The organism is Actinokineospora sp. NPDC004072, assembly GCF_053604195.1.
Genome location: NZ_JBSGHB010000006.1, coordinates 38,540 through 62,991, shown reverse-complemented (window position 1 = coordinate 62,991; position 24,452 = coordinate 38,540). Strand labels below are relative to the sequence as shown.

The following is a 24,452-nucleotide window of genomic DNA, read 5'->3' as shown; positions in this document are numbered from 1 at the left end:
CCGGCGTCACCGCCGCCTGCGGGCCACCGCGAACCCCACGATCAGCACGCCCGCGGCGATCAGCGCCCAGGCCCACGCCGGGAAGCCGCCACCGTCCCGCGCCTCCGCCACCGGCTCGACCGCGATCGTGGTGGTCGGGACGGCCGTGGTCGTTGGAGGAGTGGTCGTCGGGGGAGTGGTGGTGGGCCCGCTGAGCGTGAAGCGGATCGTGCCGGTCAGGACGTGGCCGTCGTCGGAGGTGACGCGGTAGCTCATGCCGTGCACGCCGGGCGGACCGGCCGCCTCGACCGCGGCCGTCACCTTCCCGCCCGCGGTCTCCACATCGGACACCGCCCAGGCCGTGCCGTCCGGGGCGGTGATCTTCACCGACTCCGGGTTGGCCAGGACCGGGCCGGTGAACGCCAGCGTCACGGTCGTGGGGGCGCTGCCCAGGGTGGCGCCGTCGGCGGGGTCGCTGGACGCCAGCTCGACGTGCGCGGTCGCCGCGGGGGCGCCTGCCAGCAGCAGGGCCGCCGCGGCGGCGATCACCAGTGTGATTCGGGACACGCGCCGGACTCTAGTCCGGGACCAGCTCCGCCACCTCCCGGTGGGCCTGCACGAGGATCGCGCGCATGGCGGCCTCCGCGCGGTCGGCATCGCCCGCGGTGATCGCGTCGGCGACGGTCGCGTGCAGGGCCACCGCGGCCGGGTCGGGGCGGTCGGGCATCAGGCCGTGGCCGGTCCGGCCGCGCAGCACCTCGGCCACCACCGCGGAGAGCTGGGTGAACATCGGGTTGCCCGACGCGCGCAGCACCAGGTCGTGGAAGGCGGTGTCGTGGTCGAGGAACGCGGCGAGGTCGTCGGTCGCGCCCGCCAGCCGCCCGGCCAGCGCCCGCAGCGCGGCGCGCTGCTGCGGGGTGGCCCGGACCGCCGCGCAGCGGGCCGCCGTCGGCTCGACCGCGTGGCGCAGCTCGGTCAGCGCGCGCAGCGCCGCCACCCGGCCCGGGCCGTCGAGCTGCCAGCGGATCACCAGCGGGTCGTAGTGGTTCCACTCGTCGCGCTCGCGCACGGTGATCCCCACCCGCCGCTTGCTGCTGGTCAGGCGCAGGGCCTCCAGCACGCGCACCACCTCGCGCGCCGCGGTGCGGGAGACGCGGAAGCGGGCCTGCAGGCCCTCCAGCCGCAGCACCGACCCCGGCGGCAGGGCCCCGGAGACGATCTCGGCGCCCAGCTCGGCCAGCACCCGCGCGTGCATGCCGTTGGTCATGGGCGGGAAATCTACCCGGTGGAGTGATTGAATTGGTCGTACTTGTGCGCTCGGGAAGGCGGATGAATGGTGGTCGTGGTGATGGGCGTGGCCGGGTCGGGCAAGACGACGGTCGGCACGGCGCTGGCCGCGGAGCTGGGCGTGCCCTACGCCGAGGCCGACGAGTTCCACCCGCGGGCGAACATCGCCAAGATGGAGTCCGGCATCCCGCTCACCGACGCCGACCGCCTGCCCTGGCTGCGCGCGATCGCGGCGTGGATCGGCGAGCACGCGGGCACCGGCGGGGTGGTGACCTGCTCGGCGCTCAAGCGCGCCTACCGCGACCAGCTCCGCGCGGGCGGCCCGGCCTGGTTCCTGCACCTGCACGGCACCCGCGAGGTCATCCGCGGGCGGATGGCCGGGCGCAGCGGCCACTTCATGCCGCCGTCGCTGCTGGACTCCCAGTTCGCCGCCCTGGAGCCGCTGGGCCCCGACGAGCCCGGGCTCACCGTCGAGGTCACCGAGCCAGCCGACCGGATCGTGGCGCAGGTCGCGGCGCGGCTCGCCGCCTGAGCGGGGCCAGCGCGGCCAGCGCGGCCGCGGCGGCCAGCCCGACCAGCAGCGGGCGCGGCGCGGTCCCGGGCAGCGCGGCCAGCAGCGCGGCGTGCGGGAGCAGGACCGCGGCCGACAGCGCCACCGCGTCCGTCCACACGCGACTCCCGCCGACCGCGGCCGCCCCGAGCAGCGCGGCGGGCGCGCAGGTCAGCGGGTCGATGCCGGCCAGCGGCAGCAGCGCGCCGACCGCGGCGGCCACCGCGCCCGCCCACAGCCACCGCGCGCCCGGCCTGCGCGGGACCGCCGCGACCAGGAACACCGCCGTGGCCGCAGCCGGGAGGAAGAAGGCCGCGGCCAACGCGGGCTGCCAGGGCGGGTCGGCGGGCGGGAAGGCCACCGCCACCGCCACCGCGGCGGGCAGCGCCGGGACCGCGGCGAGCAGCCGCGCCTCCGTCCACGCCCCGCGCGCCGCGGCGACCAGCGCGCCCGCCGAGGTCACGGCGACGAGTGTCCACAGTGACACCACGGGCTGGGCGCGCACCGCGGAGGTGACCGAGTACGCGGCCATCGCAACGCCCAGCAGCAGGCCGAACAGCCCCGCCAGCCGCGCGGCCTCCCGCGCCCGCCCGGTCAGCCGCGTGCGGACGGCCAGGGCGAGCGTCGCGCGGGTCTCGGCCCACCCGGGCCAGCCGTACTCCGCGTCGAGGTCGCCCTCACGGCCGCCCTCACGACCTTCACCGCGCTCGTTACCGCGGCCGTCATCGCGGCCGTTACCGTCGTCGTCACCCCGGTCGCCCTCACGGCCGTCACCGCGGTCGCCCTCACGGCCGTCACCGCGGTCGTCGCCGCGGTCGCTCTCACGGTCGTCGCCGCGGTCGCTCTCACGGTCGCTCTCACGGCCGTCGCCGCGGTCGCTCTCACGGTCGCCCTCACGGTCGTCACCGCGGCCGTCCTCACGGCTGTCGCCGCGGTCGTCACCGCGGTTACCGTGCCTGCTGTCGAGGAAGCTGGCGACCATCTCCTCCTCGCGCTCGGCCCGGTACCGGCGTGGCAGGACCGCCAGCAGCGCGCGGTAGCGGCGCTCCAGCCGGGTCACCGGGCGGTCCTCGCCCGCAGCACCGCGCTGGCGGCCCGGACGTTGGCCCGCAGTCGCGCCACCTCGGCGGCCAGCGCGCGGGCGCCCGCATCCGTCACCCGGTAGTAGCGGCGCAGCCTGCCCTGGTGGACCTCCTCGCGGTCGCGCTCGGCCAGGCCGTCGGCGACCAGGCGGTCCAGCACGCCGTACAGCGTGCCGATCGCCAGTCGCACCCGGCCATCGGACAGCGCCTCGACCGCCTGGACCACCGCGTACCCGTGGCGGGGCTCCTCGGCCAGCGCCGTCAGCACCAGGAAAGCCTGCTCCGACATCCCGCGAACGCTCATGCGGCGGAATATATCGGCTCCCGATGCATTGGCGCCAGGGGCGCGCGTCGGCGCGCTGTCAGCGCGGCGGGGGAGGCTGGTCGGCGTGGCGTCCATCCTCATCCTGACCGGCGGCTCGGCCACCGCGGCCGCGTACGCCGACTACGCGGCCGCCCACCTGCGCGCGACGGGGCAGGACGTGCGGGTCGTGGGCGTGCGCGACCTGCCCACGCTCGCGGTGCTCACCGGCGACGCCGACCACCCGATGCTCGCCGACCTGCGCGCCGGCCGCGTCGACGCCGTGGTGGTGGTCGCCGCCGTCACCCGGTCCTCGACCAGCGGCCTGCTCAAGGGGCTCGTCGAGCTGCTGTCGCCGACCGCGCCCGTGCTGCCGGTCGCCGTCGGCGCCTGCTCGGCGCACGCGCGGGTGCTCGACCACGCCATCCGCCCCGCGCTCGGCCCGCGGGCGCTGCCCACCGCGTTCCTGCCGCAGCACCGAGCCGACCTGGACGGGTTGTGTGCAACCCTCGCGGCGCTGGAACCGGCAGGCGTCTCGATAGCATGATCACATGGCGACATGGGCCGACCTGGCCGAGTACGTGCGCGACGAGTACGAGGTGCTCAGCGAGGAGGCGGACGAGATCCGCATCCTGTTCGACTTCGAGCACTACAACGAGGAGGACGAGCGCACCCAGGTGGTGATCCTGGTGCGCGAGGTCCTGGACAAGCAGCACGAGTGGGTGCAGATCGCCACGCCGATCGGCAAGGCGGCCGAGGTGGACCTGAAGGCGCTGCTGACCGAGATCGGGCACGCCACGATCGCCTGCGGGGCGGCGATCATGGGCGAGCACGTGGTGCTGCGCCACTCGCTGCCGCTGGCGACGCTGGACATCCACGAGTTCACCGAGCCGCTGGCGCTGCTGGCGGGCACCGGGGACCAGCTGGAGGAGATGTTCTTCGGCGGCGACCACTACTGAGCGGAACCGACGGCCCCGCACCGCCATCTCAGGGTGCGGAGCCAGCCAGAGGGGGATCCATGACCTACGGACCGGAACAGTCCGGCTACCCGGCATCGACGCCGTACCAGGGCCTCGCCACGCCCGCGGGGGGACAGCAGTACAGCCAGTACGGCGCGCAGCCGCCCGCGCCCGCCCCGGCCAAGTCCGGCCGCGGGCCGGTCGTCGTCCTGGTCGTGCTGCTGGTGCTGGGCGTGCTCGGCGCGGGCGCCTTCGCCACGCTGTGGATCATCGAGCGCGGCGACCACACCGCCACCCAGGAGAGCCTGACCCGCAGCGAGGGCTCGCTGGCGGCCAGCGAGAAGAAGGTGAAGGCGGCCGAGGACGCCCTCGCGGGCGCCGAGGAGGACAAGCGGATCGCCGAGACCAAGGTCGGCGAGCTGACCAAGTGCCAGGAGGCGGGCCGGGACCTGCTGGCCTCGCTGGAGGGCGGCGACACGCCGGAGAACCGGGAGAAGACCTCCGACGCACTGGACCGGATGGACTCCTTCTGCTGAGGATTTGGCAAGATCGGGGCCATGACGGCCAGCGCACCCGAGCCAGCCACCGCCCATGACGCCCCGACGGTCCGCATCCGCCTGGCAGGGACCCTGCCGACCCCACCCCAGCCACCGAAGCCGCCCAAGAGCATGGCCCGCCGGATCGCTCGCAAGATCCTCGGACCCAACCTGCTGACCAAGCGCGACTGAGCCGGGAGCCCACCCGGGCCGGGTGGGCTCCCGGCTTTTCAGCCCAGGCCGACGCCCAGCTCCAGCGCCTCGGCGCTGACCCGCTTCATCTCCGCCACGTGCGCGGCCGGGTCGGCCAGCGGGGTGGCGGTGTCCGACTCGGCGATGATGACGTGGGCGTCGAGCACGGTGGCGGCGAATCCGCCGCGGCTGAGCCGGGGCAGGCCGGGCACGGTGGCGATCCCGTCGCGCAGGACGTCGTTGACGCTGCCGGTCCCGTCGGCGCGCACCAGGTCGCCGAGGCGGGCCGCGGCGTCGGCGTCGCGCATGCGCACCACCGCCACCGAGGTGTGGACCGTGCGGCCGTCGGCGGTCGTGGTGGTGAACAGGGCCCGGGAGAGCTGCGCGCACGGGGTGTCCTGGAGGAACTCCCTGGTCTTGCCGTAGGCGTGGGCCGAGCAGTCGCTGTCGAGGACCGCCTGCGGGGTCTCCGGCGCGCGGGCGAAGACGAACTCGGCGGCCGGGGCGGCAGGCGGCGGCGCGGGCTCCTGCGGCTGCGGCGTGGTGGTCCACCAGACGACCCCGCCCGCCAGCAGCGCCGCGGCCAGGGCGCCGCCCGCGAGCACCGGCCCGCGCCTGCGGCGGGGCGGGCGCGGCGCGGCGACCGGCGCGGTCCGCAGGGTGGGCGGCAGGTGGTCGGGCAGGGAGCTGACGATCAGCGCCCCCTGGTCACTGGGCCGGGGCGGGAACTTGGGCACTGGATCCGACACGGGTCCCTACCGTAGCCCTTCCCCCATTCGGGTGGCCATCGTTCGGCGGAGATCACCGCGGGCTGCCGGTCCGCCGAGGACGATCGCGCCGGGTGCGGGCCTCGGGAATCCCCGGGCGTATCGTTGATCACAGCGGATAGGGTGGGGCGCATGGACACCGCCGCCGCGTTCACCGAGCGCAACCGCGCCTTCGCCGACCTGCTCGCGGACGCGGACCCGGCGACCCCCGTGCCCGCCTGCCCGGGGTGGACGCTGCGCGAGCTGCTGACCCACGTCGGCCGTGGCGACCGGTGGGCGGCCACGATCGTGTCCACCCGCGCCGAGGACCGCGTGGAGTCCAAGGACGTGCCCGACGGCAAGCCGCCCGCCGACCACGCGGCGGCCGTCGACTGGGTGGCGGCCGGGCCGGGCCTGCTGCGCGCCGCCGTCGACGCCGACCCCGACGTTCCTGTGTGGACGTTCATCGGCCCGCGGCCCGCGGGGTGGTGGGTCCGCAGGCGGCTGCACGAGGTGCTGGTGCACCGCGCGGACGCCCTGCTGGCGCTGGGCAGGCCGGTGGCCGAGGACCCGGCGCTCGCCGCCGACGGGGTGGCGGAGTGGCTGTCGCTGCTGGTGGGCGGCAACGCGCCAGCGCTCGACGGCGACCGCACCCTGCACCTGCACGCGACCGACACCGACGGCGAATGGACGCTGCGCCACGACGGCGCGGGCCTGGTGTGCGAGCCGGGCCACGCCAAGGCCAGCGCCGCGGTTCGCGGCCCCGCGATGGACCTGCTGCTGGTGCTGCTGCGCCGCCTGCCGCCGGAGCGGGTCGAGGTCTTCGGCGAGCGCGCGGTCCTCGCGGACTTCCTGGCGCGCACCCCGTTCTGATTTACGGCGAATTGCGCCGCGATCACCTTGGCAATTGGCAAGGAATCCCGGGAACTACCCACGGGTAACCCATATTCGTCGGTGTGCCTGCGCTGATCAGCGACCTTACACTCCGGAGCGTGATCGCGTGACTGCGCGATCGCGGAGTCCCTGCGACCGGGAGCGGGGTGACCGCTGGCCGGTCTGCTCCACGAGAGGTCCCACAATGCAACTCCTGCGAACGACGGGGCTGGCGGTCTTGGCCGCCGGGGCGGTGGCGCTGTCGCTGACCCCGGCATCGGCGCACGACCCCGACACCCCCGAGGGAATAGCGGCCATGCAGGCATTCATGGCCGACCACGAACCGCCCGACCGGCGCGCGCCGCTGGTGGGCACGGCTGACGGTGTGCCGTGCGTCAACGGGCGGGCCGACAAGTACCCGTGCAAGAACGTCGACCTGCTCAGCGTCCTGCCGCTGGCGAGCATCGGCGGCGGCAACGGCAACGACATCTGGGGCTGGACCGACCCGCAGTCGGGCAAGGAGTACGCGATCGTCGGCCGCACCAACGGCACGGCGTTCGTCGACATCAGCACCCCGACGTCACCGCGCTACCTGGGCAACCTGCCCTCCAACGGCGGCAGCAGCACGTGGCGGGACATGAAGGTGTACAAGGACCACGCCTTCATCGTCGCCGACATGATCTCCGGGCACGGCATGCAGGTCTTCGACCTGACCCGGCTGCGCGCGGTGACCAGCCCGCAGACCTTCCGGGCGGACACCACCTACACCCGCTTCGGCCCGGCGCACAACATCGCCATCAACGAGGAGACGGGCTACGCCTACGCCATCGGGTCGAACACCTGCAGCGGCGGGCCGCACATGGTCGACATCCGCACGCCGAAGTCGCCGGTGTACGCCGGGTGCGTCAGCCAGGACGGCTACACCCACGACAACCAGTGCGTGGTCTACCGCGGTCCGGACGCCGACTACCGCGGCCGGGAGCTGTGCTTCAACTCCAATGAGGACACGCTCACGATCGTCGACGTGACGGACAAGGCCAACCCCGTGCAGATCGCGCGCAAGGGCTACAGCACGGCGCAGTACTCCCACCAGGGCTGGCTGACCGAGGACCAGCGCTACTTCCTGCTCGACGACGAGCTCGACGAGCAGAACGGCAGCGACAAGCGGACCAAGACCTACATCTGGGACCTGGTCGACCTCGACAACCCGCAGCACACCGGGACGTACAACTCGCCTGCGCAGGCCATCGACCACAACCTCTACATCAAGGGGAACTACGCCTACCAGGCCAACTACCGGGCCGGTCTGCGCATCCTCGACGTGTCCAAAGTGGCCTCGGCGCAGCTGGGCGAGGTCGGCTACTTCGACATCTACGAGTCCGGCGACGGGGCCTCGTTCAACGGGGCGTGGAGCACCTACCCGTACTTCGCCAGCGGGGTCGTGGTGATCAACGGCATCGAGCAGGGGCTCGTCGTGGTGCGGCCCAACCTCGACACGCAGCCGCCCGCGGGCGACCGGTTCGAGAACACCGACGACGTGCCGATCCCGGACGGCGGGGACGCGATCACCAGCGACATCGCGGTGAGCGGGCGGATGGGCAACGCGCCCGCGGACCTGCAGGTGGGCGTGGACATCAAGCACACCTACCGCGGTGACCTGGTGATCGACTTGGTCGCGCCGGACGGCACGGCGTACCGGCTGAAGAACTCCAGCTCCAGTGACTCGGCCGACAACGTGGTCGCCACCTACACCGTCGACGCCTCGGCGGAGGCGGCGAACGGGACGTGGCAGTTGCGCGTCCGCGACGTCTACCGGTCCGACAGCGGCTTCATCAACGCCTGGAGCCTGCAGTTCTGAGCCCGTCGGGGGCCGGGGACCTGGGGTTCCCGGCCCCCTGCTCGTGAGGAGATCCCCCATGCGCTCCCTGCGCCTGCACGAATGGGTGGCCGTCGGGGTCGCCGCGGTGGTGGCCGCGGGCCTGCTGCTGGTGATCGTGCTGACCCCGGGCGGCTCGTCCGCGCACTCGATGCCCCAGGGCATCCCCGCCGCCCACAGCGACGGGCTGTCGGACGCGGAGAACGGCTACCGGCTGGAGCCGGTCGCCGTGCCCACCGCGCGGGGGGACGCGCGGGCGGTGGCGTTCCGCATCGTCGGCCCGACGGGCGCGGCGGTCACCGACTTCCAGGTGAACCAGACCAAGAAGCTCCACTTCTTCGCCATCCGCGACGACATGGCCGTCTTCGCCCACGTCCACCCCGAACTCCGCGGCGACACCTGGCACACGGCCATCGACATCCCCGACGGCGGCGCCTACCGCCTCTTCACCGAGTTCATCCCCTTCGACTCGGCCGACCCCCTGCACCCGATCGTCCTCGGCCTCCCCTTCACCATCACCGGCGACACCACCCTCACCCCGATCCCCGCCCCAGCGGCTTCCGCGGACACGACCACCGGCTACACCATCACCCGCCTCGACGGCCCCACCCCGATCCCCGTCCGCACGCCGACCCTGCTGCGGCTGCGGATCCAGGGGGCGGACGGGCAGCCGGTGGACCGCGTGGACCCGCACCTGGGGGCGAGCGGCCACATGACCGGCTTCCACACCCTCCTGCTCTCGGCCACCCACCTGCACCCCGTCGAACCCGCGGGCACCCCCCTGATCAACGGCGAACTGACCTTCCGCGCCGCCTTCGCCGAGCGCGGCGAGCACCGCCTGTTCCTGGAGTTCAACCGCGGCGGCACCATCCACAGGGCAGCGCTGACGGTGATGGTGACGTAGGAGCAAGGCAGTCCCACGGCATCACGAGCGGCTGCCCGCGGTCGAGACGGTGCACTCACCCGCCCCGGCCCGCCTCGGCCCGCCCCGACCCGGCCCGGCTCGGCCCGCCCCGCCCCGCCCCGGCCCGGCTCGGCCCGGCCCGGCCTGGCTCGGTGCGGCTCGACTCGGTGCGGCCGGGCTCGGTGCGGCCTGCCCCGGCCGGGCTCGGTGCGGCCAGGCCCCGTGGCGGTGCGGGCAAGGGCACCGACCACCTGCTCGGCCCCCTGGACGCGCGCGTGGCCGATGGCACCCCCGGGTCGGGCGGTCGGCAGTGTGGACTGAGGTGGACCGGGTGGGGTTGCGGGGGCCGTGAGCTAGCGGGGGGTGAGGCGGTAGCTGGCGGTGGTTTCGGCGGTGAGGGCGAAGCGGTCGCCGCGGACGAGGGTGTGGCGCCATTCGAGGCGGTGGGGGCCTGCGTAGCCGAGGCGGTGGATGGAGAGGGCGGCCTGGTCGGGGGTGGTGCCCAGGCGGGCGCGTTCGCCGGGGGTGGGGAGGACGGCGCGGATCGTCTCCTCGCCGCGGTCGAGGCGCAGGCCGGTGCGTTCGGCCAGGACCGTGTAGAGGCTGGTGTGGGTGAAGTCGGCGTCGAGGATGGGCGCGGCGTGGGCGGCGGGCAGCCAGACGCGGTCGATGGCCAGCGGGTCGTCGCCCGCGTAGCGGATGCGCTCGATGTGCACCAGCGGGGTGGAGCCCTCCAGGCCGAGGCGGTCGGCGACCACGGCGTCGGCGCGCAGGCCGATCGTCTGCACCACGCTGCGCTGCGCCAGGCCGCTGCCCTCGACCGACGAGAACAGGCTGTAGAGCACCCCCAACGGCTGGACGATGTCGGCCGCGGGGGAGACCCGCGGCTGGCGGCCGCGCTCGGCGGTCACCATCCCGTCCGCGCGCAGCTTCCGCAGGGCTTGGCGAACGGTGTGCCTGCTGACGCCGTAGTCGTCGACCAGGGTCAGCTCACCGGGGAAGCCGTCGGCGAACTCCCCGACCCGCAGCCGGTGCAGCAGGTCGTCCTGCAGTTGCCGCCACAGCGGGCGGGCGTCCGCCCGGTCGAGCGCGCGTGCCGCCATCCCCGTCCTCCCCGATCGCCCCGCGAGAGCGTCCCTGCGTCACGCCGGGAGCAGCCGCAGGAGGTTGTCGCGGGCCTCCTCCAGCGGCCGGATCGACCCGGCGGCCCGGGATTGCAGGACCGCGCCCTCCAGCGCGGCCACCACGAACCCCGCCAGCGATTCTGCCGCCCCGACCCGCCGCAGCGCCGCCGCCAGCGCTTCTTCCCACGAAGCGAACACCGCGGCGGCCGCGGCGCGGGCGGGCCCGTCGGCGACGGCGGCCGCCGCGATCGGGCAGCTGGCCGCGTCCCCGGACCCGGCCAGCGCGGGCCGCCACCACTCGACCAGCGCGACCACCGCCTCGGCGGGGGAGCGGCCCTCGATCATCCGCAGCACGTAGTCGCCCGCCGCGCGCGTCGCCGCGGCCACCAGGTCCGCCTTGCCGCCGGGGAAGTGCTGGTAGAGGGAGCCGCGGGCGGTGCGGCTGTGGGCGAGCAGGTCGGCGACGCCGGTCGCGGCGACGCCCTGGGTGCGCATCAGCGTGATCGTGCTCGCGATCAGGCGGTCCCGCGGACCCATGCCACCTCCTAGACCGATCGGTCTATGCTACCGCCGTAGACCGACCGTTCTAGTGACCTGGGGTGATCCGTTGACCAGCGCAACCGGCCTGGAGACGCTGCGGGCCATGTTCGCCATGCCCGAGCCGCCGCCCAACATCGGCTCCTTCCTCGGCATGCGGGTGGACCGGCTGGAGGAGGGCGAGGTCGCGTTCAGCCTGCCCACCCGCCCGGACTACGCCAACCCGCTGGGCACCCTGCACGGCGGCATCTGCGCCACCCTCCTCGACTCGGTGATGGCCTGCGCGGTGCACTCCCGGCTGCCCGCGGGCGTCGGCTACGGCACGCTGGAGCTGAAGGTCAACTACGTGCGCGCCGTCCCGGCCGACGGCAGCCTGCTCACCGCCACCGGCACCACCATCCACCTCGGCCGCAGCACCGCGACCGCCGAGGGCCGCGTCACCGACGCGGCGGGCAGGCTCGTCGCGCACGGCACGACGACCTGCATGATCTACCGCTGACGCACCGCGACGGCGGGGGCCGGGGCCAGCGGCAGCGTGGGCAGCAGCACCGCCTGGTAGGCGTGGTAGGTGTCCGGTTTGCCCGGCCACGTGCCGGCCGCGGGCTTGCCGTCGGGGGTCAGCTCGTGCTGCCAGCCGCCCAGCTCGGTGTCGATGTGGTGCTCGCGCGCGTACGCCCAGAACCGCTCGTACCAGTCGGCGTAGGCCGCCTCGCCGGTCCGGGTGTGCAGCGCCCACGCCGCCAGGACGGCCTCGCAGCTCACCCAGTGCATGCGGGCGTCGACGACCGGGCGGTCGTCCCAGCCCAGCGTGTAGACGAACCCGGGGTTGCCGTCGGTCTCCCAGCCGCGGCGCACCGCGGAGTCGAACAGCGCGCGGGCGTCGGGCAGCAGCCAGCCCGGGGCGGCCTCGCCCAGGGCGGCCTCCAGGTGCAGCAGCAGCCGCGCCCACTCCAGCCAGTGGCCCACGGTGCCGCCGTAGGGCCGGAAGGGGTGGTCGGGCCGGTCGCGGTTGTACTCCAGGTCGACCGACCAGTCGGCGCTGTAGTGCTCGGGCAGCCGCCAGCCGTGGGCGGCGGCGAACTCGTGCACCATCCGGTAGGCGATCCGCAGCGCCCGCTCGTGCAGCATCCGGTCGCCGGTGACGTCGCCAGCGGCTAGGTACGCCTCGACCAGGTGCATGTTGCTGTTGGCCCCGCGGTAGTCCTCGGTGGCGGTCCACGCGGCGTCCCAGGACTCGCGGGCCAGGCCCGCCTCCTCGTCCCAGAACCACCGGTCGACCACCGCCAGCGCGTCGGCCAGCAGGTCCGCCCCGCCCGGCCTGCCCGCCGCGGCGGCGCCCGCGCCCGCGAGCACCACGAAGGCGTGGGCGTAGCCGTCCTTGCCGGTGTCGGCGGTGCTGGTGAACCAGCCGCCGTGCTCGGTGTCGCGCAGCGGCCCGCTGGTCAGCGCGGCGATGCCGTGGTCGATGAGGTCGGCGGCGGGCACGCCCGGCGCGGCGGGCTCGCCGAGGCCGTCGGCGAGGCCGAAGACGTGGGTCATCCGGCTGGTGATCCAGGTGGCCACCGGCTGGTCCGGTGCGGGCGCGCCCGCCGGGTCCAGCCACGCGAAGCCCCCCGGCACCCGGGATCCCGCGGCGAACGCGGCCAGCCCGCGGCGCTGGCCCGCCAGCCATTCGGTCGTGATCGGCACCAGCCCGACCTTAGGTCTCGATCGGTTCAGCGGTCAACGCGCGCCGGGCGTGCTCGTCCTCGGCGACCGAGCGCAGCGCGGTGACGGTGACGTGGCCCGCGGCCAGCAGCGCGGCGTCGGTGTCCGGCTCCGGGGGCTCGTCGCCCTCCACCGAGCCCACCTCGATGGTCCCGTCCTCGGTGCGGTGCACGCGCGTGCGCACCGAGCCGAACGGCGCGAGCGGCGCCCACCGGGCCTGCTTCAGCTCCGCCGCCGCGGTGTCCGGGACGTTGACGTTGAGGACGGTGCACGGCGGGCTGTCGACCAGGTCTTGCAGCAGCCCGCCGACCACGCCTGCCGCGGTCGACCAATGCGGCTCCTCCGACGCCCGCAGCGGGACGTCGATGGAGACGGCCATCGCGCGCACGCCGTTGATGCTCGCGGTCAAGGCGGCCCCGACCGTCCCCGAGTGCAGCACGGCGCGGCCGATGTTCGCGCCCCGGTTGATGCCGGAGAGCAGCAGGTCGGGCTGCACGCCGAAGGCGCCGTTGCAGGCGGCCAGGGAGATCAGGCCGGGGTGGGCCTCCACCGCGTAGGCGGGCACGTCCGGCAGGGCGGCGAGGGGGTGCTCCTTGGTGAGCACGCGCCGGTCGGCGGACGCGGCGGTCAGCCCGGCCGAGGTGCCGCTGGACTCCGAGTGCGGCGCGGCGACCACGACCCGGTACCCGGCGGCCACCGCCGCCCCGGCCAGCGCGGCCAGGCCGGGGGAGTCGATGCCGTCGTCGTTGGTGATCACGACCGTCGTCATGCCCTGGTGCTTACCCCGTACCGGCCTGCGTCAACCCCGGGGTCCACTGTGGACAGGTTTCGCCGGTGGGCTCCCGGGTACGCCGATGCCCACCGACCTCGCCGAAGGGGGCGCCGTTCCATGTCCGACTTCCGCCGCGAGCTGGCCGCCCAGCTGCGCGTCGACTCGATCAGGGCCGCCGCGGCCGCCGGGTCCGGCCACCCCACCTCATCGATGTCCGCGGCCGAGCTGATGGCCGTGCTGCTCGACGGCCACCTGCGCCTGCGCTACGACCGCCCGCACGAGCCCACCAACGACCACCTGGTCTTCTCCAAGGGCCACGCATCGCCGCTGTACTACGCGATGCTCAAGGCCGCAGGCGCGGTCAGCGACGAGGAGCTGCTCGGCTTCCGCACCTTCGGCAGCAGGCTGGAGGGCCACCCCACCCCGCGCATCCCGCCCACCGACGTGGCCACCGGCTCGCTCGGGCAGGGGCTGCCCGTCGCCGTCGGCCTGGCGCTGGCGGGCAAGCGGCTGGACCGGCTGCCGTACCGGGTGTGGGTGCTGTGCGGGGACTCGGAGATGGCCGAGGGCTCGATGTGGGAGGCCATCCAGCACGCGGGCTGGGCCCGGCTGGACAACCTGGTGGCGGTCATCGACGTCAACCGGCTCGGCCAGACCAGGGAGACCATGCTCGGCTGGGACGTCGACGGCTACGCCGCCCGCCTGCGGGCCTTCGGCTGGCACGCCATCGTCGTCGACGGCCACGACGTCGACGCGGTGGACCGCGCCTACACCGAGGCCGAGGGCGCCGACCGGCCCGCCGCGGTCGTCGCGCGCACCGAGAAGGGGCACGGCGTCGCCGCCGTGGAGGACAAACCGGGCAAGCACGGCAAGCCCCTGGACGACCCGCGCGCCGCCATCGCCGAGCTGGGCGGCGAGCGCGACCTCGACGTCTCGGTGGCCGTGCCCGCCGACGGCACGCCGCACCGCTTCCCCGCGGGCTCCGCGGACCCGCCGACCTGGCAGGTGGGCGAGGAGGTCGCCACGCGCAAGGCCTACGGCATGGCCCTGGCCGCGCTGGGCGCGCGCGACGGCGAGGTCGTCGCCCTCGACGGCGAGGTCTCCAACTCCACGCACAGCGACCTGTTCGCCGAGGCGCACCCCGAGCGCTACTTCGAGATGTTCATCGCCGAGCAGCTGATGCTCGCCGCCGCGGTGGGCATGCAGGCACGCGGGTGGAAGCCGTTCGCCTCGACCTTCGGCGCGTTCTGGACCAGGGCGGCCGACTTCATCCGGATGGCCGCGGTGTCCCGGGCCGACCTGCGGCTGTGCGGCTCGCACGCGGGGGTGTCCATCGGCGAGGACGGGCCGTCGCAGATGGCGCTGGAGGACCTGGCGTTCTTCCGCGCCGTGCACGGCAGCACCGTGCTGCACCCCTCCGACGCCAACCAGACCGGCCAGCTCGTGCGCGCGATGGCCGGGCTGCCCGGCATCTCCTACCTGCGGACCCTGCGCGGGGCGACGAAGGTGCGCACGCCCGCCGACGAGCACGTGCGCGTCGGCGGCAGCCGCATCGTCCGCGACGGCTCCGACGTGGCGATCGTGGCCTGCGGCATCACCGTGGCGGAGGCCGACACCGCCGCGGACGCGCTCGCGGAGCAGGGCATCAGCGCGCGGGTCCTCGACTGCTACTCCATCAAGCCGATCGACGCCGAGGCGCTGGTCGCGGCCGCCCGGGAGACCCGCGGCCTGGTGACCGTGGAGGACCACTGGCCGCAGGGCGGGCTGGGCGAGGCGGTGCTGGCGGCGCTGGCCGAGGCCGGGGTCCAGGCCCCCGTGCGGTCGCTGGCCGTGCGGGACATGCCCCTGTCGGGCAAGCCCGCCGAGCTGGTGGCCGCCGCGGGCATCGACGCCGACGCCATCGCCGCGGCCGCGCGCGTGATCAACGGCGGAACGGGGTAGCCCCCGGGTATGAGCGAACCATCCACAGCCGAACTCATCAGCCGGGTGGGCGAGCAGCTCTCCCGCCTGGTCCGCGACGAGATGGCGCTGGCCAAGGCCGAGCTGCGGGAGAAGGGCAGGCGCATGGGCGCGGGCGCCGCGCTCGGCGGGGCGGCCGGGGTGCTGGCCTGGTTCGGCCTCGGCGCGCTGCTGGTGGCCGCCGGGGCCGCGCTGGCCCTGGTGCTGCCGGTCTGGGCCGCCGCGCTGATCGTGGGCGCCGTGCTGCTGGTGGTCGCGGGCATCCTGGCCGCCATCGGCATCGGCGACGTCAAGAAGGCCACCCCGCCGGTGCCCGAGCAGGCCATCGCCAGCACCCGGCGCGACATCGACGCGATCAAGGAGAGGGCACACCGATGAGCAGGCGGGAGGAGATCCTGCGCGAGGACGGGCTGCGCGCGGACATCGAGCGGACCAGGGCCGAGCTGGCCGACACCGTGGACCTGCTGGTCGAGAAGGCCGACGTGCGCGGGCGCGCCTCGGCCAAGGCCGACGAGCTGCGCGGGCGCGTGGCGCTGGCGGGCAGGCAGGCGGCCGAGTGGGTCAGGCGCGACCCGGTCCCGGTGGCCGTCGGCGCGGCGCTGGGCCTCGGCGCGGTCGGCGCGCTGGCCCGCGGGCTGCGGCACTAGAGCCGGTCGATGGTGAACGCGGTGAGGAAGCCGAGCGTCGTCAGCAGGCCCGCGTAGAGGTGGGCCCGCTCGAACGCCTCCGGGATCATCGTGTCGGCGACCATGGCCAGGATGGCCCCCGCGGCGACCGCGGTGATGACCGCGATCACCTGCGGCGAGGCGTCGGCCAGCAGCAGGCTGCCCACCAGCGCCGCCAGCCCGGACGCCACCGCGATGCCGCCCCACACGCCGAAGACGTAGCCGGCGCCGCGGCCCGCGGCCTTCATGCCCGCGGCGCTGGAGAGGCCCTCGGGCAGGTTGGAGATCGCCACCGCGGCCAGCACGGTGACGCCGATGCCGCCGGTCTGCAGGGTCAGCCCGAGCACCACCGACTCGGGGATGCCGTCGAGCAGCGCGCCGATGGCGATGGCCAGGCCGCTGCCCGCCTGCTGCTCCTCCGAGGGCTGCTGGCCGCCGGAGCGCTTGCGGTGCCGGGCGCCGCGGCGGGCCAGCACGACGTTCGCCCCCACGTAGGCCAGCGCGCCGCCGAGGAAGCCGCCCGCGGTGGGCAGCAGGCCGCCGGTGCGCTCGGCCTCGTCGACCAGCTCGAAGGACAGCGCGGCGATCAGCACGCCCGCGCCGAAGGCCATCACCGACGCGACCACCCGGGCGGGCACCCGGACCAGCCACGCGATCGCCGCGCCGACGACCAGCGTCGACCCGGCCACCAGCCCCCACAGCCCCGCTGCCATCCATTCCGGCACCCGACCGAGGGTAGTCCGATGTGGACGGGGTTTGCCGGGTGGGCGGGCGTGGAAAGTGCAGAACCAGCCGACAAGGAGATGCGATGACTACCGCACGTGAACTGATGACCCCCGACCCGGTGTGCGTGGAGACCTCGTCCACCGTGCGCGAGGCCGCGGCCAAGATGGCCTCCTCCGCCGTCGGGGCGCTGCCGATCTGCGGGCAGGACGGCAAGCTCAAGGGCATGATCACCGACCGGGACATCGTGGTGAAGGTGCTGGCCGAGGGCAAGGACCCGATGGCGGTGCACGTGGGCGAGCTGGCCCAGGGCGAGGCGGTCACCATCGGCGCCGACGACGAGGCCGAGGAGATCCTGCGCACGATGGCCCGCCACGAGGTGCGCAGGCTGCCGGTGATCGACGGGCACAAGCTGGTCGGCGTCGTCGCCCAGGCCGACGTGGCCAGGGCCCTGCCGCACGAGACCGTGGGCGCCCTGCTCGCCGAGATCTCGGACTGAGGGGGAGCTCGCCGTGCGCGCGGTCGTGCTCAACTGCTCGTTGAAGGGCTCACCGGAGCCGTCGAACACGCAGGTGCTCGCCGATGTGGTGATCGGGGCGCTGGCCGAGCGGGACTGCGCCACCACGGTGCACCGGTTGGCGGACCTGAACGTGCCGCCGGGGGTGGTCACCGACGCGGGCGACGGCGACCAGTGGCCGCGCATCCACGAGGACCTGCTGGCCGCGGAGATCCTGGTCTTCGCCTCGCCCACCTGGCTGGGCAGGCCCTCGTCGCTGGCGCAGCGCGCGCTGGAGCGGATGGACGCCATGCTGTCGGAGACCGGCGACGACGGGAACCCGGTCGCCTACAACCGGGTCGCGGGCGTGGTGGTGACCGGCAACGAGGACGGCGCGCACCACGTCATCAGCGAGATCAGCGGCGCGCTCATCGACATCGGCTACACCGTGCCCGGCCAGTCGTGGACGTACTGGAACATGGGCCCCGGCCCCGGCCCGAGCTACACCGAGACCGACCACCGCCACGACTGGTCGGAGAAGACCGCCAAGGCGATGGCCCACAACCTCCACTCCGTCGCCGAGGCGTTGCGGCGCAACCCGATCCAGCCGCAGGGCTAGAGCTCGCAGCGGCCGTGCACGACGGCCACCGGGCAGGGCGCCACGTGCGCGGCCCGGTGGCTGACCGAGCCGAGCAGCATCCGCCGCAGCGCGCCGCGCCCGTGCGTGCCCACCACCAGGAGCGCGGCGTGCGCGGCGCGCTCCATCAGGGCCTGGCCGGGCGGTTCGGGGATCGCCTCCACCTCGATGGGGACGGTCGGGTACGCCTCCAGGATCGGGGCGAGCGGTCCGCTGAGCAGCTCGTCGGCCAGGCCCTCGCCGCGCTGGGCGTCCCCGGCCCACAGCTCGACCGCGCCGAAGCCGGGGATGGGCTCGGGGGACCAGCCGTGCACGGCGCGCAGCCGCTTGCCGTGCCGGGAGGCGTACTCCGCGGCGAAGGCGGCCGCGGCGTTGCTGGAGTCGTCGTCGGCGATGCCGACCAGCACGTCGCCGTCGGGGTCGCCGGCGCCGCGCGCGACGACGACCGGTCGGCGGGCGGCCTTGAGCAGGGCGTCGGTGGTCGAGCCGAGCACCGCGCGGGCCACCGCGTTGTGCCCGGTCGCGCCGACGACGATCACCTCGGCGTCGGTCTCGTCGGCCACGGCCAGCAGGCCGGGCGCGGGCGGGCCGAGCGGGATGCGGGTGCTGACCTGCACGTCGCCCGCCTTCTCCCGCAGCACGGCGGTCAGCTCGTCCAGGATCGATGCGGCGGCGGCGCGCAGGTTCTCCTCATCGATGCCGTCGGTGGGCACCGGCCCGGCGAGCGCGGGGGCGACCGGGTTCGGGTCGACGGCGAACACCGCGACCAGCGGCCCCCCGGTCCGCCGCGCCTCGGCCGCCGCCCACCTGATCGCGTCGCGGGCCCCGGGGGAGGCGTCGTACCCGACCACAACCGCGCGGTCTCGCATCGCTCACTCCTCGCTGATGTCGCGCGGGGCGGGCTTCTCCCGCTCCGGGTCGCGGTGGCGCAGCGGCAGGGCGAACCACAGCACCCCGAACCCGGCCAACGCGGCCGCCGCGGCGATCGCGGCGGGGACCGTCCCGACGATGACGTCCACCAGAAGTAGCACCGTTCCCGACACCGCGCAGGCCAGGCACCCCATGCCCCAGATGGCGAACCGGTTGGAGCTGCGCAGGATGCGGTCGCGCTGCCCGTTGCGGAACAGCACCCGGTGCCACGCGGCGGGCGCGGTGAACAGCGCGACGGCCACGACGGTGAAGCCGACTGTGATCAAGTGCACGACGTGCTGGAAGTCCGTGCCCCGCAGGTACGGCTCGGTGAAGGTGACGGCGAGCAGGAACCCGAACAGGATCTGCACACCCGCCTGTGCGACGCGCAGCTCCTGCAGCAGCTCGTTGAGGTTCCGCCGTAACCGCGCGGAGTCGGATTCCTCGCTCAACCGGCCCTCCTGACCTCGGATGATGCGCTCGACGTACCCCGATCGGGTACCGCTCAACCGTGCCGCGCGCCGCCCTGGAAGCGGTTACAGTGGGCCTCGACCGAGCCGCAGGCACCAAGGAGTCACACCGGTGAGCACCCTGTTGACCCTGGGCCGGGCCGACCACGACGCCGCGGTGGTGGTCACCGCCGAGGGCGAGGTCGACCTGGCCACCGCCCCCCAGCTGGCCGCCGCCCTGGCGTTGGCCGCCGAAGACACCGACCACCTCCTGGTCGCCGACCTCAGCAAGCTCCGCTTCCTCGGCTCAGCAGGCCTGGCCGTCCTGGTCACCGCAGGCTCGGAAACCGCAACCACCGGCCGCTCCCTGGTAGTCGTAGCAGGCCCCGACTGCGTAGCCCGCCGAGCCCTGGAACTAACCGGCCTAGACCGAGTCCTCACCGTCGTAGACGACGAACCCTCCGCCCTAACCCCCAAAACCCCCAACCCCTAACCCGCGCCAGCGCGAAAGCACCCCCAGACACGACCCCGCCCACCCGGGGGCTTACCCCCACAGAATTACGCTATCGAACTGGCGTTCGAGCGGGCAAGCGAATATTGCAGGACCGATGAAACGGCCTGGTCAAGCGGCAGGTGGGGGCAGCATAGTCATGATCGAGATGATCCTTGGCGGCGTTTTGGGTGACGGGAAGGCGTCGCGGGTCATGCGCTTGCCGCGGAATGGGCGGGGCGACCTCGGGGCGGCGGAGCCTGGGTGGTCGACGCAAGGACGGTGTCGTGTGTGCAGCTAAGCGGCCGGAAGCTGAGGGGCCGGCAGCTGAGCGGCCGGTGGGAGAGCGGCTGGCGGGAGCGGCCGGTGGGAGAGCGGCTGGCGGGAGAGCCGGGGGGCAGGCGCGCGGGCCGTCCGGGAGGCGGGTTAGTCGCCGATTCGTTCGCGGAGGCGGCGGAGGGTTCGGCTCAGGAGGCGGGAGACGTGCATTTGGGAGAGGCCGACCTTCTCCGCTATCTGGGTTTGGGTCATGTTGCCGTAGAAGCGCAGGATGAGGATTCGGCGTTCGCGTTCGGGGAGTTCGGCTAGGAGGGGTTGGAGGGTTTCCTGCTGGTCGACTTCGGCCAGGGCGCGGTCTTCAAAGCCGATTCGGTCGCCGACGGAGGCGGAGTCCTCGTCGGGGCCGAGGACTTCGTCGAGGGATTGGGAGCGGTAGCCGCCTGCCGCCTCCAAGCCCTGGTAGACGTCTTCGATCGGTTCCTTGAGGTGGGCGGCGATCTCGCTGGGGGTGGGGGCGCGGCCGAGGGTCTGGGCCAGTTCGGCGCTGGCGGTGCTGACCGCGAGGTGGAGTTCCTTGAGCCTGCGGGGGACGCGCAGGGACCAGCAGGTGTCGCGGAAGTGGCGGCGGACCTCGCCCATCACCGTCGGGATGGCGAAGGACAGGAAGTCGGTGCCGCGCGACGGGTCGAAGCGGTCGACGGCGTTGATCAGCCCCACGGTCGCCACCTGCAGCAGGTCGTCCTGGGGCTCGCCGCGGTTGGCGAAGCGCTGGGCGATGTGCTGGGCGACGGGGAGGTGGCCGGTGACCAGGCGGGTGCGGAGGTCGGCACGGCGGGGGTCGTCGGGCGGCAGGGCCGCCAGTTCGTCGAACAGTGGCGCCAGGTCCGCGTAGTCACCTGTTTCCCGCCGGGCGTGGGTGGTCAGGTGCGGCTGGGTCACAATACGGCGCTCTTCCTGGTCATGAGGACCTCGATGACCAGTTGCGGCTGCCCGCCGTCGGTGCGCACGGTGGTCGCGATCGAGTCGACCAGCGCGGTGAGCAGCCGCCAGCCCAGGGTGTCCGGCCGGATGGGGGCGGTGTCGACGACCTCGACCGACACGCCGAACGTGAGTGACCGGGGCAGCAGCGAGAACCGCCCGCACAGCCGCGCGCCCGCCGCGGCCCGCCGGATGAGCATGGTGCAGATCTCGTCGGCGACCAGCTTGAGGTCGGCAATGGCATCGATGTCGTAGTCCGCGCGCATGGCGACCGCGCCCGCCATCGTCCGCACGAGCGGAAGGCTGTCCAGTGCCGCGTCGACCCGCAGCTCGACGAGTTCGCCCTGCGTCATGGTCTCCGCTGCATCCGATTCCGCGGCCGTCGACTCCGGCGACCAGCCCACCTGCGTCCAGTCAGTCACGCGGGTGATGTACCCGCTGGGCGCGGATTTACACCTAGTCGGCGCAGGGCGGCAGCCGCTCACGGCAGGAGTGCGCCGGTGGGACCGAGCAGGCCATGTCGCGATTCCGCTGCCGGCCCTCCCCGCACGAGCAGACCTGCAACGCGAACACGGGGCAGCGCGACTCGATCATGCCAAGAACTGTACGGACCGTTCGGTACAGTTTCAACGGGCGAACGCCCGAAGCCCCGCCAACGCGCACTCCACGGCGTCGTCCAGCGCCGTCGGATCGGCATACGTCCGCGCCATCAGCAGCCCACCCTGCATCGTCCCGATGGTCATCCGCGCCAACCGCTGCGGATCAACCCCACCGTCCAACTCCCCCCGCTCCCGTAGCGCCGCCAGCCCCGCGCCGAGATGGCTGCCCCACCGATCAAACGCCGCGACGAGCGCATGCCGCACATCCTCATCCGTCCCAGCCAACTCCGCAGCCAACGCCCCCAACGGACACGCCATCACCCCCGTCGGCCGCACAAACACCAACGCCAACGCCCGCAACCAACGCTCGATCCCCTCCCAACTCCCCAACGCCGCAAGATGCTCCCGCTGGTTGTCCAACAACCGATCCAACTGGTGATCAAGCACGGCAGCAACAAGATCCGCCTTGCCATCGAAGTAGTGGTAGAGCTGACTCTTCCCACACCCAGCCCGCTCCAACACCTCCTCAACCCCAGTAGCCCGCACCCCTTGCACCCGAAACAACTCCGCCGCCGCACTAACCAACCGCTCGCGCGTCCGCCGCCCACGCTCAGTCCGAGGAAGGTTGCCCATCACCCGATTGTACTGACCGGTCCACAGACGAAGATTCCGACATGGGAAAGGCAACGCGCCCACCCGCCCAACAGGAACGCGCCCCACCAAGCCTGTCCGATGGGGTGGACTCGCATTCGCGGGGAGCGAAACGCCGCTAAACTTGCGGGGGCGTGAACGGGCTTCGCCCGCCTTCACCGCTTTCACGCCCAAGCGGCGTTTCGCTTAGGGGTCCCCGCGAATGCGAGTTCACCCCATCGGACCCGCCCGCCAAGCCGCGGGACCACCTCACCGGCCCACCCTTGACGCTCCACCCCTCGATTGGTTAAGTGATCCCCGTCCTCCCTCTCAACGAAGACACGCCCCCCGGCGTGAGAGCGGCTTCGCGAACAGGCGGACAGCACGCCCGTGCGTCCGACACCAGCCGCTCCACTCCACTGTGGACTCACCAGCGTGCGCGATCCCCCAGGACCACCCGAGAGGTCTGCACCATGAGATCACCCATCGCACTGGGAGCGCTCACACTCCTCCTCCCCCTGCTCACCGCCATCCCAGCAACAGCCGCCACCGGCCTGCACGTACACGACGGCAGGCTCTACGAAAGCAGCGGCACCGAGTTCGTCATGCGCGGCGTCAACCACGCCCACACCTGGTACCCAGGCGAAACCAGCTCCTTCGCCAACATCAAGGCAACCGGTGCCAACACCGTCCGCGTTGTCCTCTCCAACGGCGTGCGATGGACGCGCAACAGCGGTGCCGACGTCTCCAACGTCATCTCGCTCTGCAAGGCCAACAAGCTCATCTGCGTCCTAGAAGTCCACGACACCACCGGATACGGCGAGCAGAGCGGCGCCTCCTCACTCGCTCAAGCCACCGACTACTGGCTCAGCGCCGACATCAAAGCCGCGCTCGCGGGCCAGGAGGACTACGTCATCCTCAACGTCGGCAACGAACCCTTCGGCAACACGGGCTACCAGAACTGGACAGCGCACAGCAGCCAGGCCATCCAGCGGCTCCGCGCGGGCGGGTACGACCACGTCATCATGGTCGACGCGCCCAACTGGGGCCAGGACTGGTCCTTCACCATGCGGGACAACGCCGCGCAGGTGTACGCCGCCGACCCCACCGGCAACACGATGTTCTCCATCCACATGTACGGCGTGTTCGACACCGTCGCGGAGATCTCGGCCTACCTCAACGCCTTCGTCTCCGCGGGACTGCCGATCCTGGTAGGGGAGTTCGGGCACGACCACTCCGACGGCAACCCCGACGAGGACGCCATCTTCGCCACCGCCCAGCGGTTGCGGCTCGGCTACCTGGCCTGGTCGTGGAGCGGCAACGGCGGCGGGGTGGAGTACCTGGACATGGTGACCGCCTTCAACCCCGCCCAGCTCACCCCCTGGGGGCAGCGCGCGGTCAACGGCGTGGACGGGATCAGGGCCACCTCCCGCGAGGCCGCGATCTACGGCGGCTCCGCCGACACCACCCCGCCGACCGCCCCCGGCGCGCCCACCGCATCCGACGCCACCAGCTCCAGCGTCCGCCTCGCCTGGCAGGCCGCGACCGATGACGTCGGCGTGACCAGGTACGAAGTCGTGCGCATCGCGGACGGGAGCGAGTCCCCGGCCGGGACGTCGACCACCGCTTCCGCCACCATCTCCGGCCTCGCGGCGTCGACCACCTACTCCTTCGCCGTCTACGCCTTCGACGCCGCGGGCAACCGCTCGCCCCGGTCGGCCCCGGTGACCGTCACGACGACTGGCGGCGGAGGCGGCTGCGCGGTGACCTACAAGGTGGTCAACCAGTGGCAGGGCGGCTTCCAAGGCGACGTCACGATCCGCAACACCGGCGCGTCCCCGGTGGCGGGCTGGTCGCTGCGCTGGTCGTTCGGCGACGGGCAGCGGATCTCGCAGATGTGGAACGCCGGGCACACCCAGTCCGGCGCGCAGGTCACCGCCGCCGACGCCGGGTGGAACGGCACGATCGCGCCCAACGGGTCGGCGGCCTTCGGCTTCATCGGAAGCTGGTCCGGCGCCAACAGCGCGCCGACCGCGTTCGCGCTCAACGGGACGACCTGCTCGGTCACCTGACGCGGACCCTGGGTTCACAACAGCAACCGACACCTGACCGGGGAGCCCGGCGGCCGTGCCGCATGCGGTGCGGCCGCTGCGTGCTGCTCGAAAGATGTTCGGCCTGGCCTGCCACCAGGTCAACCCTTGACGAGATCGGGA

At 73.5% G+C, this 24,452-nt stretch carries 31 protein-coding genes; 16 read left to right on the top strand and 15 right to left on the bottom strand.

Annotated features, from left to right (window positions below):
• Positions 1 to 6: 6 nt before the first annotated feature.
• Positions 7 to 546: a copper resistance CopC family protein gene (locus ACWEPX_RS11025; RefSeq protein WP_451896951.1), complete on the bottom strand. Its 540-nt coding sequence runs from the start codon at positions 544 to 546 to the stop codon at positions 7 to 9.
• Between the two features lie 10 nt (positions 547 to 556).
• Positions 557 to 1,246 (bottom strand): FadR/GntR family transcriptional regulator, encoded by a 690-nt coding sequence (locus ACWEPX_RS11020; RefSeq protein WP_451896950.1) that lies wholly within the window; start codon positions 1,244 to 1,246, stop codon positions 557 to 559.
• A gap of 66 nt (positions 1,247 to 1,312) precedes the next feature.
• Here ACWEPX_RS11020 and ACWEPX_RS11015 point away from each other — a divergent pair, with 66 nt between their 5' ends.
• Positions 1,313 to 1,798: a gluconokinase gene (locus tag ACWEPX_RS11015; RefSeq protein WP_451896949.1), complete on the top strand. Its 486-nt coding sequence runs from the start codon at positions 1,313 to 1,315 to the stop codon at positions 1,796 to 1,798.
• Here the strand turns inward: ACWEPX_RS11015 and ACWEPX_RS11010 are convergent.
• Both ACWEPX_RS11010 and ACWEPX_RS11005 read right to left on the bottom strand, forming a co-directional pair.
• Positions 1,743 to 2,876, bottom strand: a complete 1,134-nt coding sequence (locus ACWEPX_RS11010; RefSeq protein WP_451896948.1) for a hypothetical protein — start codon at positions 2,874 to 2,876, stop codon at positions 1,743 to 1,745. The genes ACWEPX_RS11015 and ACWEPX_RS11010 overlap by 56 nt on opposite strands.
• The gene (locus tag ACWEPX_RS11005; protein ID WP_451896947.1) at positions 2,873 to 3,202 is read right to left on the bottom strand and encodes a PadR family transcriptional regulator; all 330 of its coding nucleotides are present in this window, start codon (positions 3,200 to 3,202) and stop codon (positions 2,873 to 2,875) included. The genes ACWEPX_RS11010 and ACWEPX_RS11005 overlap by 4 nt, the downstream gene beginning before the upstream one ends.
• A gap of 85 nt (positions 3,203 to 3,287) precedes the next feature.
• On the opposite strand from ACWEPX_RS11005, the gene ACWEPX_RS11000 reads away from it, so the two are divergent.
• Genes ACWEPX_RS11000 through ACWEPX_RS10985 form a run of 4 tightly spaced genes read left to right on the top strand, consistent with a single transcriptional unit; the run spans position 3,288 to position 4,886 of the window.
• On the top strand, positions 3,288 to 3,746 hold the full coding sequence (locus ACWEPX_RS11000; protein ID WP_451896946.1) for an NAD(P)H-dependent oxidoreductase: 459 nt from the start codon (positions 3,288 to 3,290) through the stop codon (positions 3,744 to 3,746).
• Between the two features lie 4 nt (positions 3,747 to 3,750).
• A complete protein-coding gene (locus ACWEPX_RS10995; protein ID WP_451896945.1) occupies positions 3,751 to 4,158 on the top strand; it encodes a hypothetical protein in 408 nt (135 codons plus the stop codon).
• Positions 4,159 to 4,217: 59 nt separating this feature from the next.
• On the top strand, positions 4,218 to 4,694 hold the full coding sequence (locus tag ACWEPX_RS10990) for a hypothetical protein (RefSeq protein ID WP_451896944.1): 477 nt from the start codon (positions 4,218 to 4,220) through the stop codon (positions 4,692 to 4,694).
• 21 nt (positions 4,695 to 4,715) lie between these two features.
• Positions 4,716 to 4,886: a hypothetical protein gene (locus ACWEPX_RS10985; protein WP_451896943.1), complete on the top strand. Its 171-nt coding sequence runs from the start codon at positions 4,716 to 4,718 to the stop codon at positions 4,884 to 4,886.
• Positions 4,887 to 4,924: 38 nt separating this feature from the next.
• On the opposite strand, the gene ACWEPX_RS10980 is transcribed toward ACWEPX_RS10985, so the two are convergent.
• Complete coding sequence (locus tag ACWEPX_RS10980) at positions 4,925 to 5,635, bottom strand: hypothetical protein (RefSeq protein ID WP_451896942.1); 711 nt, start codon at positions 5,633 to 5,635, stop codon at positions 4,925 to 4,927.
• 150 nt (positions 5,636 to 5,785) lie between these two features.
• Here ACWEPX_RS10980 and ACWEPX_RS10975 point away from each other — a divergent pair, with 150 nt between their 5' ends.
• The 3 genes from ACWEPX_RS10975 to ACWEPX_RS10965 all read left to right on the top strand — a co-directional run bounded on the left by ACWEPX_RS10975 (position 5,786) and on the right by ACWEPX_RS10965 (position 9,285).
• On the top strand, positions 5,786 to 6,505 hold the full coding sequence (locus ACWEPX_RS10975) for a maleylpyruvate isomerase family mycothiol-dependent enzyme (protein ID WP_451896941.1): 720 nt from the start codon (positions 5,786 to 5,788) through the stop codon (positions 6,503 to 6,505).
• Positions 6,506 to 6,710: 205 nt separating this feature from the next.
• Complete coding sequence (locus ACWEPX_RS10970) at positions 6,711 to 8,363, top strand: choice-of-anchor B family protein (protein WP_451896940.1); 1,653 nt, start codon at positions 6,711 to 6,713, stop codon at positions 8,361 to 8,363.
• A gap of 58 nt (positions 8,364 to 8,421) precedes the next feature.
• Positions 8,422 to 9,285 carry a hypothetical protein gene (locus tag ACWEPX_RS10965; RefSeq protein WP_451896939.1) on the top strand — a complete coding sequence of 288 codons (864 nt, stop codon included), beginning with the start codon at positions 8,422 to 8,424 and terminating at the stop codon, positions 9,283 to 9,285.
• 353 nt (positions 9,286 to 9,638) lie between these two features.
• Here the strand turns inward: ACWEPX_RS10965 and ACWEPX_RS10960 are convergent, their stop codons facing one another.
• Positions 9,639 to 10,388 carry a GntR family transcriptional regulator gene (locus tag ACWEPX_RS10960; RefSeq protein WP_451896938.1) on the bottom strand — a complete coding sequence of 250 codons (750 nt, stop codon included), beginning with the start codon at positions 10,386 to 10,388 and terminating at the stop codon, positions 9,639 to 9,641.
• 39 nt (positions 10,389 to 10,427) lie between these two features.
• The gene (locus ACWEPX_RS10955; protein ID WP_451896937.1) at positions 10,428 to 10,946 is read right to left on the bottom strand and encodes a TetR/AcrR family transcriptional regulator; all 519 of its coding nucleotides are present in this window, start codon (positions 10,944 to 10,946) and stop codon (positions 10,428 to 10,430) included.
• A 70-nt stretch (positions 10,947 to 11,016) separates the two neighbouring features.
• Between ACWEPX_RS10955 and ACWEPX_RS10950 the strand changes: the two genes are divergently transcribed.
• Positions 11,017 to 11,445: a PaaI family thioesterase gene (locus tag ACWEPX_RS10950; protein ID WP_451896936.1), complete on the top strand. Its 429-nt coding sequence runs from the start codon at positions 11,017 to 11,019 to the stop codon at positions 11,443 to 11,445.
• Here the strand turns inward: ACWEPX_RS10950 and ACWEPX_RS10945 are convergent.
• The gene (locus ACWEPX_RS10945) at positions 11,436 to 12,635 is read right to left on the bottom strand and encodes an AGE family epimerase/isomerase (RefSeq protein ID WP_451896935.1); all 1,200 of its coding nucleotides are present in this window, start codon (positions 12,633 to 12,635) and stop codon (positions 11,436 to 11,438) included. The genes ACWEPX_RS10950 and ACWEPX_RS10945 overlap by 10 nt on opposite strands.
• Before the next feature lie 10 nt (positions 12,636 to 12,645).
• Entirely contained in the window at positions 12,646 to 13,422 is a 777-nt protein-coding gene (surE, locus tag ACWEPX_RS10940) for a 5'/3'-nucleotidase SurE (protein WP_451896934.1), read from the bottom strand.
• Between the two features lie 120 nt (positions 13,423 to 13,542).
• Here surE and ACWEPX_RS10935 point away from each other — a divergent pair, with 120 nt between their 5' ends.
• The 3 genes from ACWEPX_RS10935 to ACWEPX_RS10925 are packed head-to-tail and all read left to right on the top strand — an operon-like array spanning position 13,543 to position 16,031.
• Positions 13,543 to 15,366 (top strand): transketolase, encoded by a 1,824-nt coding sequence (locus tag ACWEPX_RS10935; RefSeq protein WP_451896933.1) that lies wholly within the window; start codon positions 13,543 to 13,545, stop codon positions 15,364 to 15,366.
• Between the two features lie 9 nt (positions 15,367 to 15,375).
• Positions 15,376 to 15,762, top strand: coding sequence for a phage holin family protein (locus ACWEPX_RS10930; protein ID WP_451896932.1), 387 nt, complete (start codon positions 15,376 to 15,378; stop codon positions 15,760 to 15,762).
• Positions 15,759 to 16,031: a DUF3618 domain-containing protein gene (locus ACWEPX_RS10925; RefSeq protein ID WP_451896931.1), complete on the top strand. Its 273-nt coding sequence runs from the start codon at positions 15,759 to 15,761 to the stop codon at positions 16,029 to 16,031. Before ACWEPX_RS10930 ends, ACWEPX_RS10925 begins: the two co-directional genes overlap by 4 nt.
• On the opposite strand, the gene ACWEPX_RS10920 is transcribed toward ACWEPX_RS10925, so the two are convergent.
• Complete coding sequence (locus tag ACWEPX_RS10920; RefSeq protein WP_451896930.1) at positions 16,028 to 16,774, bottom strand: ZIP family metal transporter; 747 nt, start codon at positions 16,772 to 16,774, stop codon at positions 16,028 to 16,030. The genes ACWEPX_RS10925 and ACWEPX_RS10920 overlap by 4 nt on opposite strands.
• A gap of 83 nt (positions 16,775 to 16,857) precedes the next feature.
• On the opposite strand from ACWEPX_RS10920, the gene ACWEPX_RS10915 reads away from it, so the two are divergent.
• Both ACWEPX_RS10915 and ACWEPX_RS10910 read left to right on the top strand, forming a co-directional pair.
• A complete protein-coding gene (locus tag ACWEPX_RS10915; RefSeq protein ID WP_451896929.1) occupies positions 16,858 to 17,271 on the top strand; it encodes a CBS domain-containing protein in 414 nt (137 codons plus the stop codon).
• Positions 17,272 to 17,284: 13 nt separating this feature from the next.
• Positions 17,285 to 17,887 carry a flavodoxin family protein gene (locus tag ACWEPX_RS10910; protein ID WP_451896928.1) on the top strand — a complete coding sequence of 201 codons (603 nt, stop codon included), beginning with the start codon at positions 17,285 to 17,287 and terminating at the stop codon, positions 17,885 to 17,887.
• Here the strand turns inward: ACWEPX_RS10910 and ACWEPX_RS10905 are convergent.
• Both ACWEPX_RS10905 and ACWEPX_RS10900 read right to left on the bottom strand, forming a co-directional pair.
• Entirely contained in the window at positions 17,884 to 18,774 is an 891-nt protein-coding gene (locus ACWEPX_RS10905; RefSeq protein WP_451896927.1) for a universal stress protein, read from the bottom strand. The two genes, ACWEPX_RS10910 and ACWEPX_RS10905, sit on opposite strands and share 4 nt — an antisense overlap.
• A 3-nt stretch (positions 18,775 to 18,777) precedes the next feature.
• On the bottom strand, positions 18,778 to 19,266 hold the full coding sequence (locus ACWEPX_RS10900) for a DUF6328 family protein (RefSeq protein WP_451896926.1): 489 nt from the start codon (positions 19,264 to 19,266) through the stop codon (positions 18,778 to 18,780).
• 130 nt (positions 19,267 to 19,396) lie between these two features.
• Here ACWEPX_RS10900 and ACWEPX_RS10895 point away from each other — a divergent pair, with 130 nt between their 5' ends.
• Complete coding sequence (locus ACWEPX_RS10895; RefSeq protein WP_451896925.1) at positions 19,397 to 19,756, top strand: STAS domain-containing protein; 360 nt, start codon at positions 19,397 to 19,399, stop codon at positions 19,754 to 19,756.
• Between the two features lie 423 nt (positions 19,757 to 20,179).
• On the opposite strand, the gene ACWEPX_RS10890 is transcribed toward ACWEPX_RS10895, so the two are convergent.
• From ACWEPX_RS10890 to ACWEPX_RS10880, 3 genes are all read right to left on the bottom strand, one after another.
• On the bottom strand, positions 20,180 to 20,971 hold the full coding sequence (locus tag ACWEPX_RS10890; protein WP_451896924.1) for a SigB/SigF/SigG family RNA polymerase sigma factor: 792 nt from the start codon (positions 20,969 to 20,971) through the stop codon (positions 20,180 to 20,182).
• A complete protein-coding gene (locus ACWEPX_RS10885; protein WP_451896923.1) occupies positions 20,968 to 21,432 on the bottom strand; it encodes an ATP-binding protein in 465 nt (154 codons plus the stop codon). Before ACWEPX_RS10885 ends, ACWEPX_RS10890 begins: the two co-directional genes overlap by 4 nt.
• A gap of 204 nt (positions 21,433 to 21,636) precedes the next feature.
• Entirely contained in the window at positions 21,637 to 22,242 is a 606-nt protein-coding gene (locus tag ACWEPX_RS10880) for a TetR/AcrR family transcriptional regulator (protein ID WP_451896922.1), read from the bottom strand.
• Between the two features lie 470 nt (positions 22,243 to 22,712).
• Between ACWEPX_RS10880 and ACWEPX_RS10875 the strand changes: the two genes are divergently transcribed.
• Positions 22,713 to 24,311, top strand: a complete 1,599-nt coding sequence (locus ACWEPX_RS10875) for a cellulase family glycosylhydrolase (RefSeq protein ID WP_451896921.1) — start codon at positions 22,713 to 22,715, stop codon at positions 24,309 to 24,311.
• Positions 24,312 to 24,452: the final 141 nt, after the last annotated feature.

Excerpts from the sequence above, each read along its gene's own strand:
- ACWEPX_RS11020 (WP_451896950.1), bottom strand. The coding sequence starts at position 1,246 with ATGACCAACGGCATGCACGCGCGGGTGCTGGCCGAGCTGGGCGCCGAG.
- ACWEPX_RS11015 (WP_451896949.1), top strand. The coding sequence starts at position 1,313 with ATGGTGGTCGTGGTGATGGGCGTGGCCGGGTCGGGCAAGACGACGGTC.
- ACWEPX_RS11005 (WP_451896947.1), bottom strand. The coding sequence starts at position 3,202 with ATGAGCGTTCGCGGGATGTCGGAGCAGGCTTTCCTGGTGCTGACGGCG.
- ACWEPX_RS10995 (WP_451896945.1), top strand. The coding sequence starts at position 3,751 with ATGGCGACATGGGCCGACCTGGCCGAGTACGTGCGCGACGAGTACGAG.
- ACWEPX_RS10990 (WP_451896944.1), top strand. The coding sequence starts at position 4,218 with ATGACCTACGGACCGGAACAGTCCGGCTACCCGGCATCGACGCCGTAC.
- ACWEPX_RS10985 (WP_451896943.1), top strand. The coding sequence starts at position 4,716 with ATGACGGCCAGCGCACCCGAGCCAGCCACCGCCCATGACGCCCCGACG.
- ACWEPX_RS10975 (WP_451896941.1), top strand. The coding sequence starts at position 5,786 with ATGGACACCGCCGCCGCGTTCACCGAGCGCAACCGCGCCTTCGCCGAC.
- ACWEPX_RS10970 (WP_451896940.1), top strand. The coding sequence starts at position 6,711 with ATGCAACTCCTGCGAACGACGGGGCTGGCGGTCTTGGCCGCCGGGGCG.
- ACWEPX_RS10965 (WP_451896939.1), top strand. The coding sequence starts at position 8,422 with ATGCGCTCCCTGCGCCTGCACGAATGGGTGGCCGTCGGGGTCGCCGCG.
- ACWEPX_RS10960 (WP_451896938.1), bottom strand. The coding sequence starts at position 10,388 with ATGGCGGCACGCGCGCTCGACCGGGCGGACGCCCGCCCGCTGTGGCGG.
- ACWEPX_RS10955 (WP_451896937.1), bottom strand. The coding sequence starts at position 10,946 with ATGGGTCCGCGGGACCGCCTGATCGCGAGCACGATCACGCTGATGCGC.
- surE (WP_451896934.1), bottom strand. The coding sequence starts at position 13,422 with ATGACGACGGTCGTGATCACCAACGACGACGGCATCGACTCCCCCGGC.
- ACWEPX_RS10935 (WP_451896933.1), top strand. The coding sequence starts at position 13,543 with ATGTCCGACTTCCGCCGCGAGCTGGCCGCCCAGCTGCGCGTCGACTCG.
- ACWEPX_RS10930 (WP_451896932.1), top strand. The coding sequence starts at position 15,376 with ATGAGCGAACCATCCACAGCCGAACTCATCAGCCGGGTGGGCGAGCAG.
- ACWEPX_RS10925 (WP_451896931.1), top strand. The coding sequence starts at position 15,759 with ATGAGCAGGCGGGAGGAGATCCTGCGCGAGGACGGGCTGCGCGCGGAC.
- ACWEPX_RS10915 (WP_451896929.1), top strand. The coding sequence starts at position 16,858 with ATGACTACCGCACGTGAACTGATGACCCCCGACCCGGTGTGCGTGGAG.
- ACWEPX_RS10905 (WP_451896927.1), bottom strand. The coding sequence starts at position 18,774 with ATGCGAGACCGCGCGGTTGTGGTCGGGTACGACGCCTCCCCCGGGGCC.
- ACWEPX_RS10880 (WP_451896922.1), bottom strand. The coding sequence starts at position 22,242 with ATGGGCAACCTTCCTCGGACTGAGCGTGGGCGGCGGACGCGCGAGCGG.
- ACWEPX_RS10875 (WP_451896921.1), top strand. The coding sequence starts at position 22,713 with ATGAGATCACCCATCGCACTGGGAGCGCTCACACTCCTCCTCCCCCTG.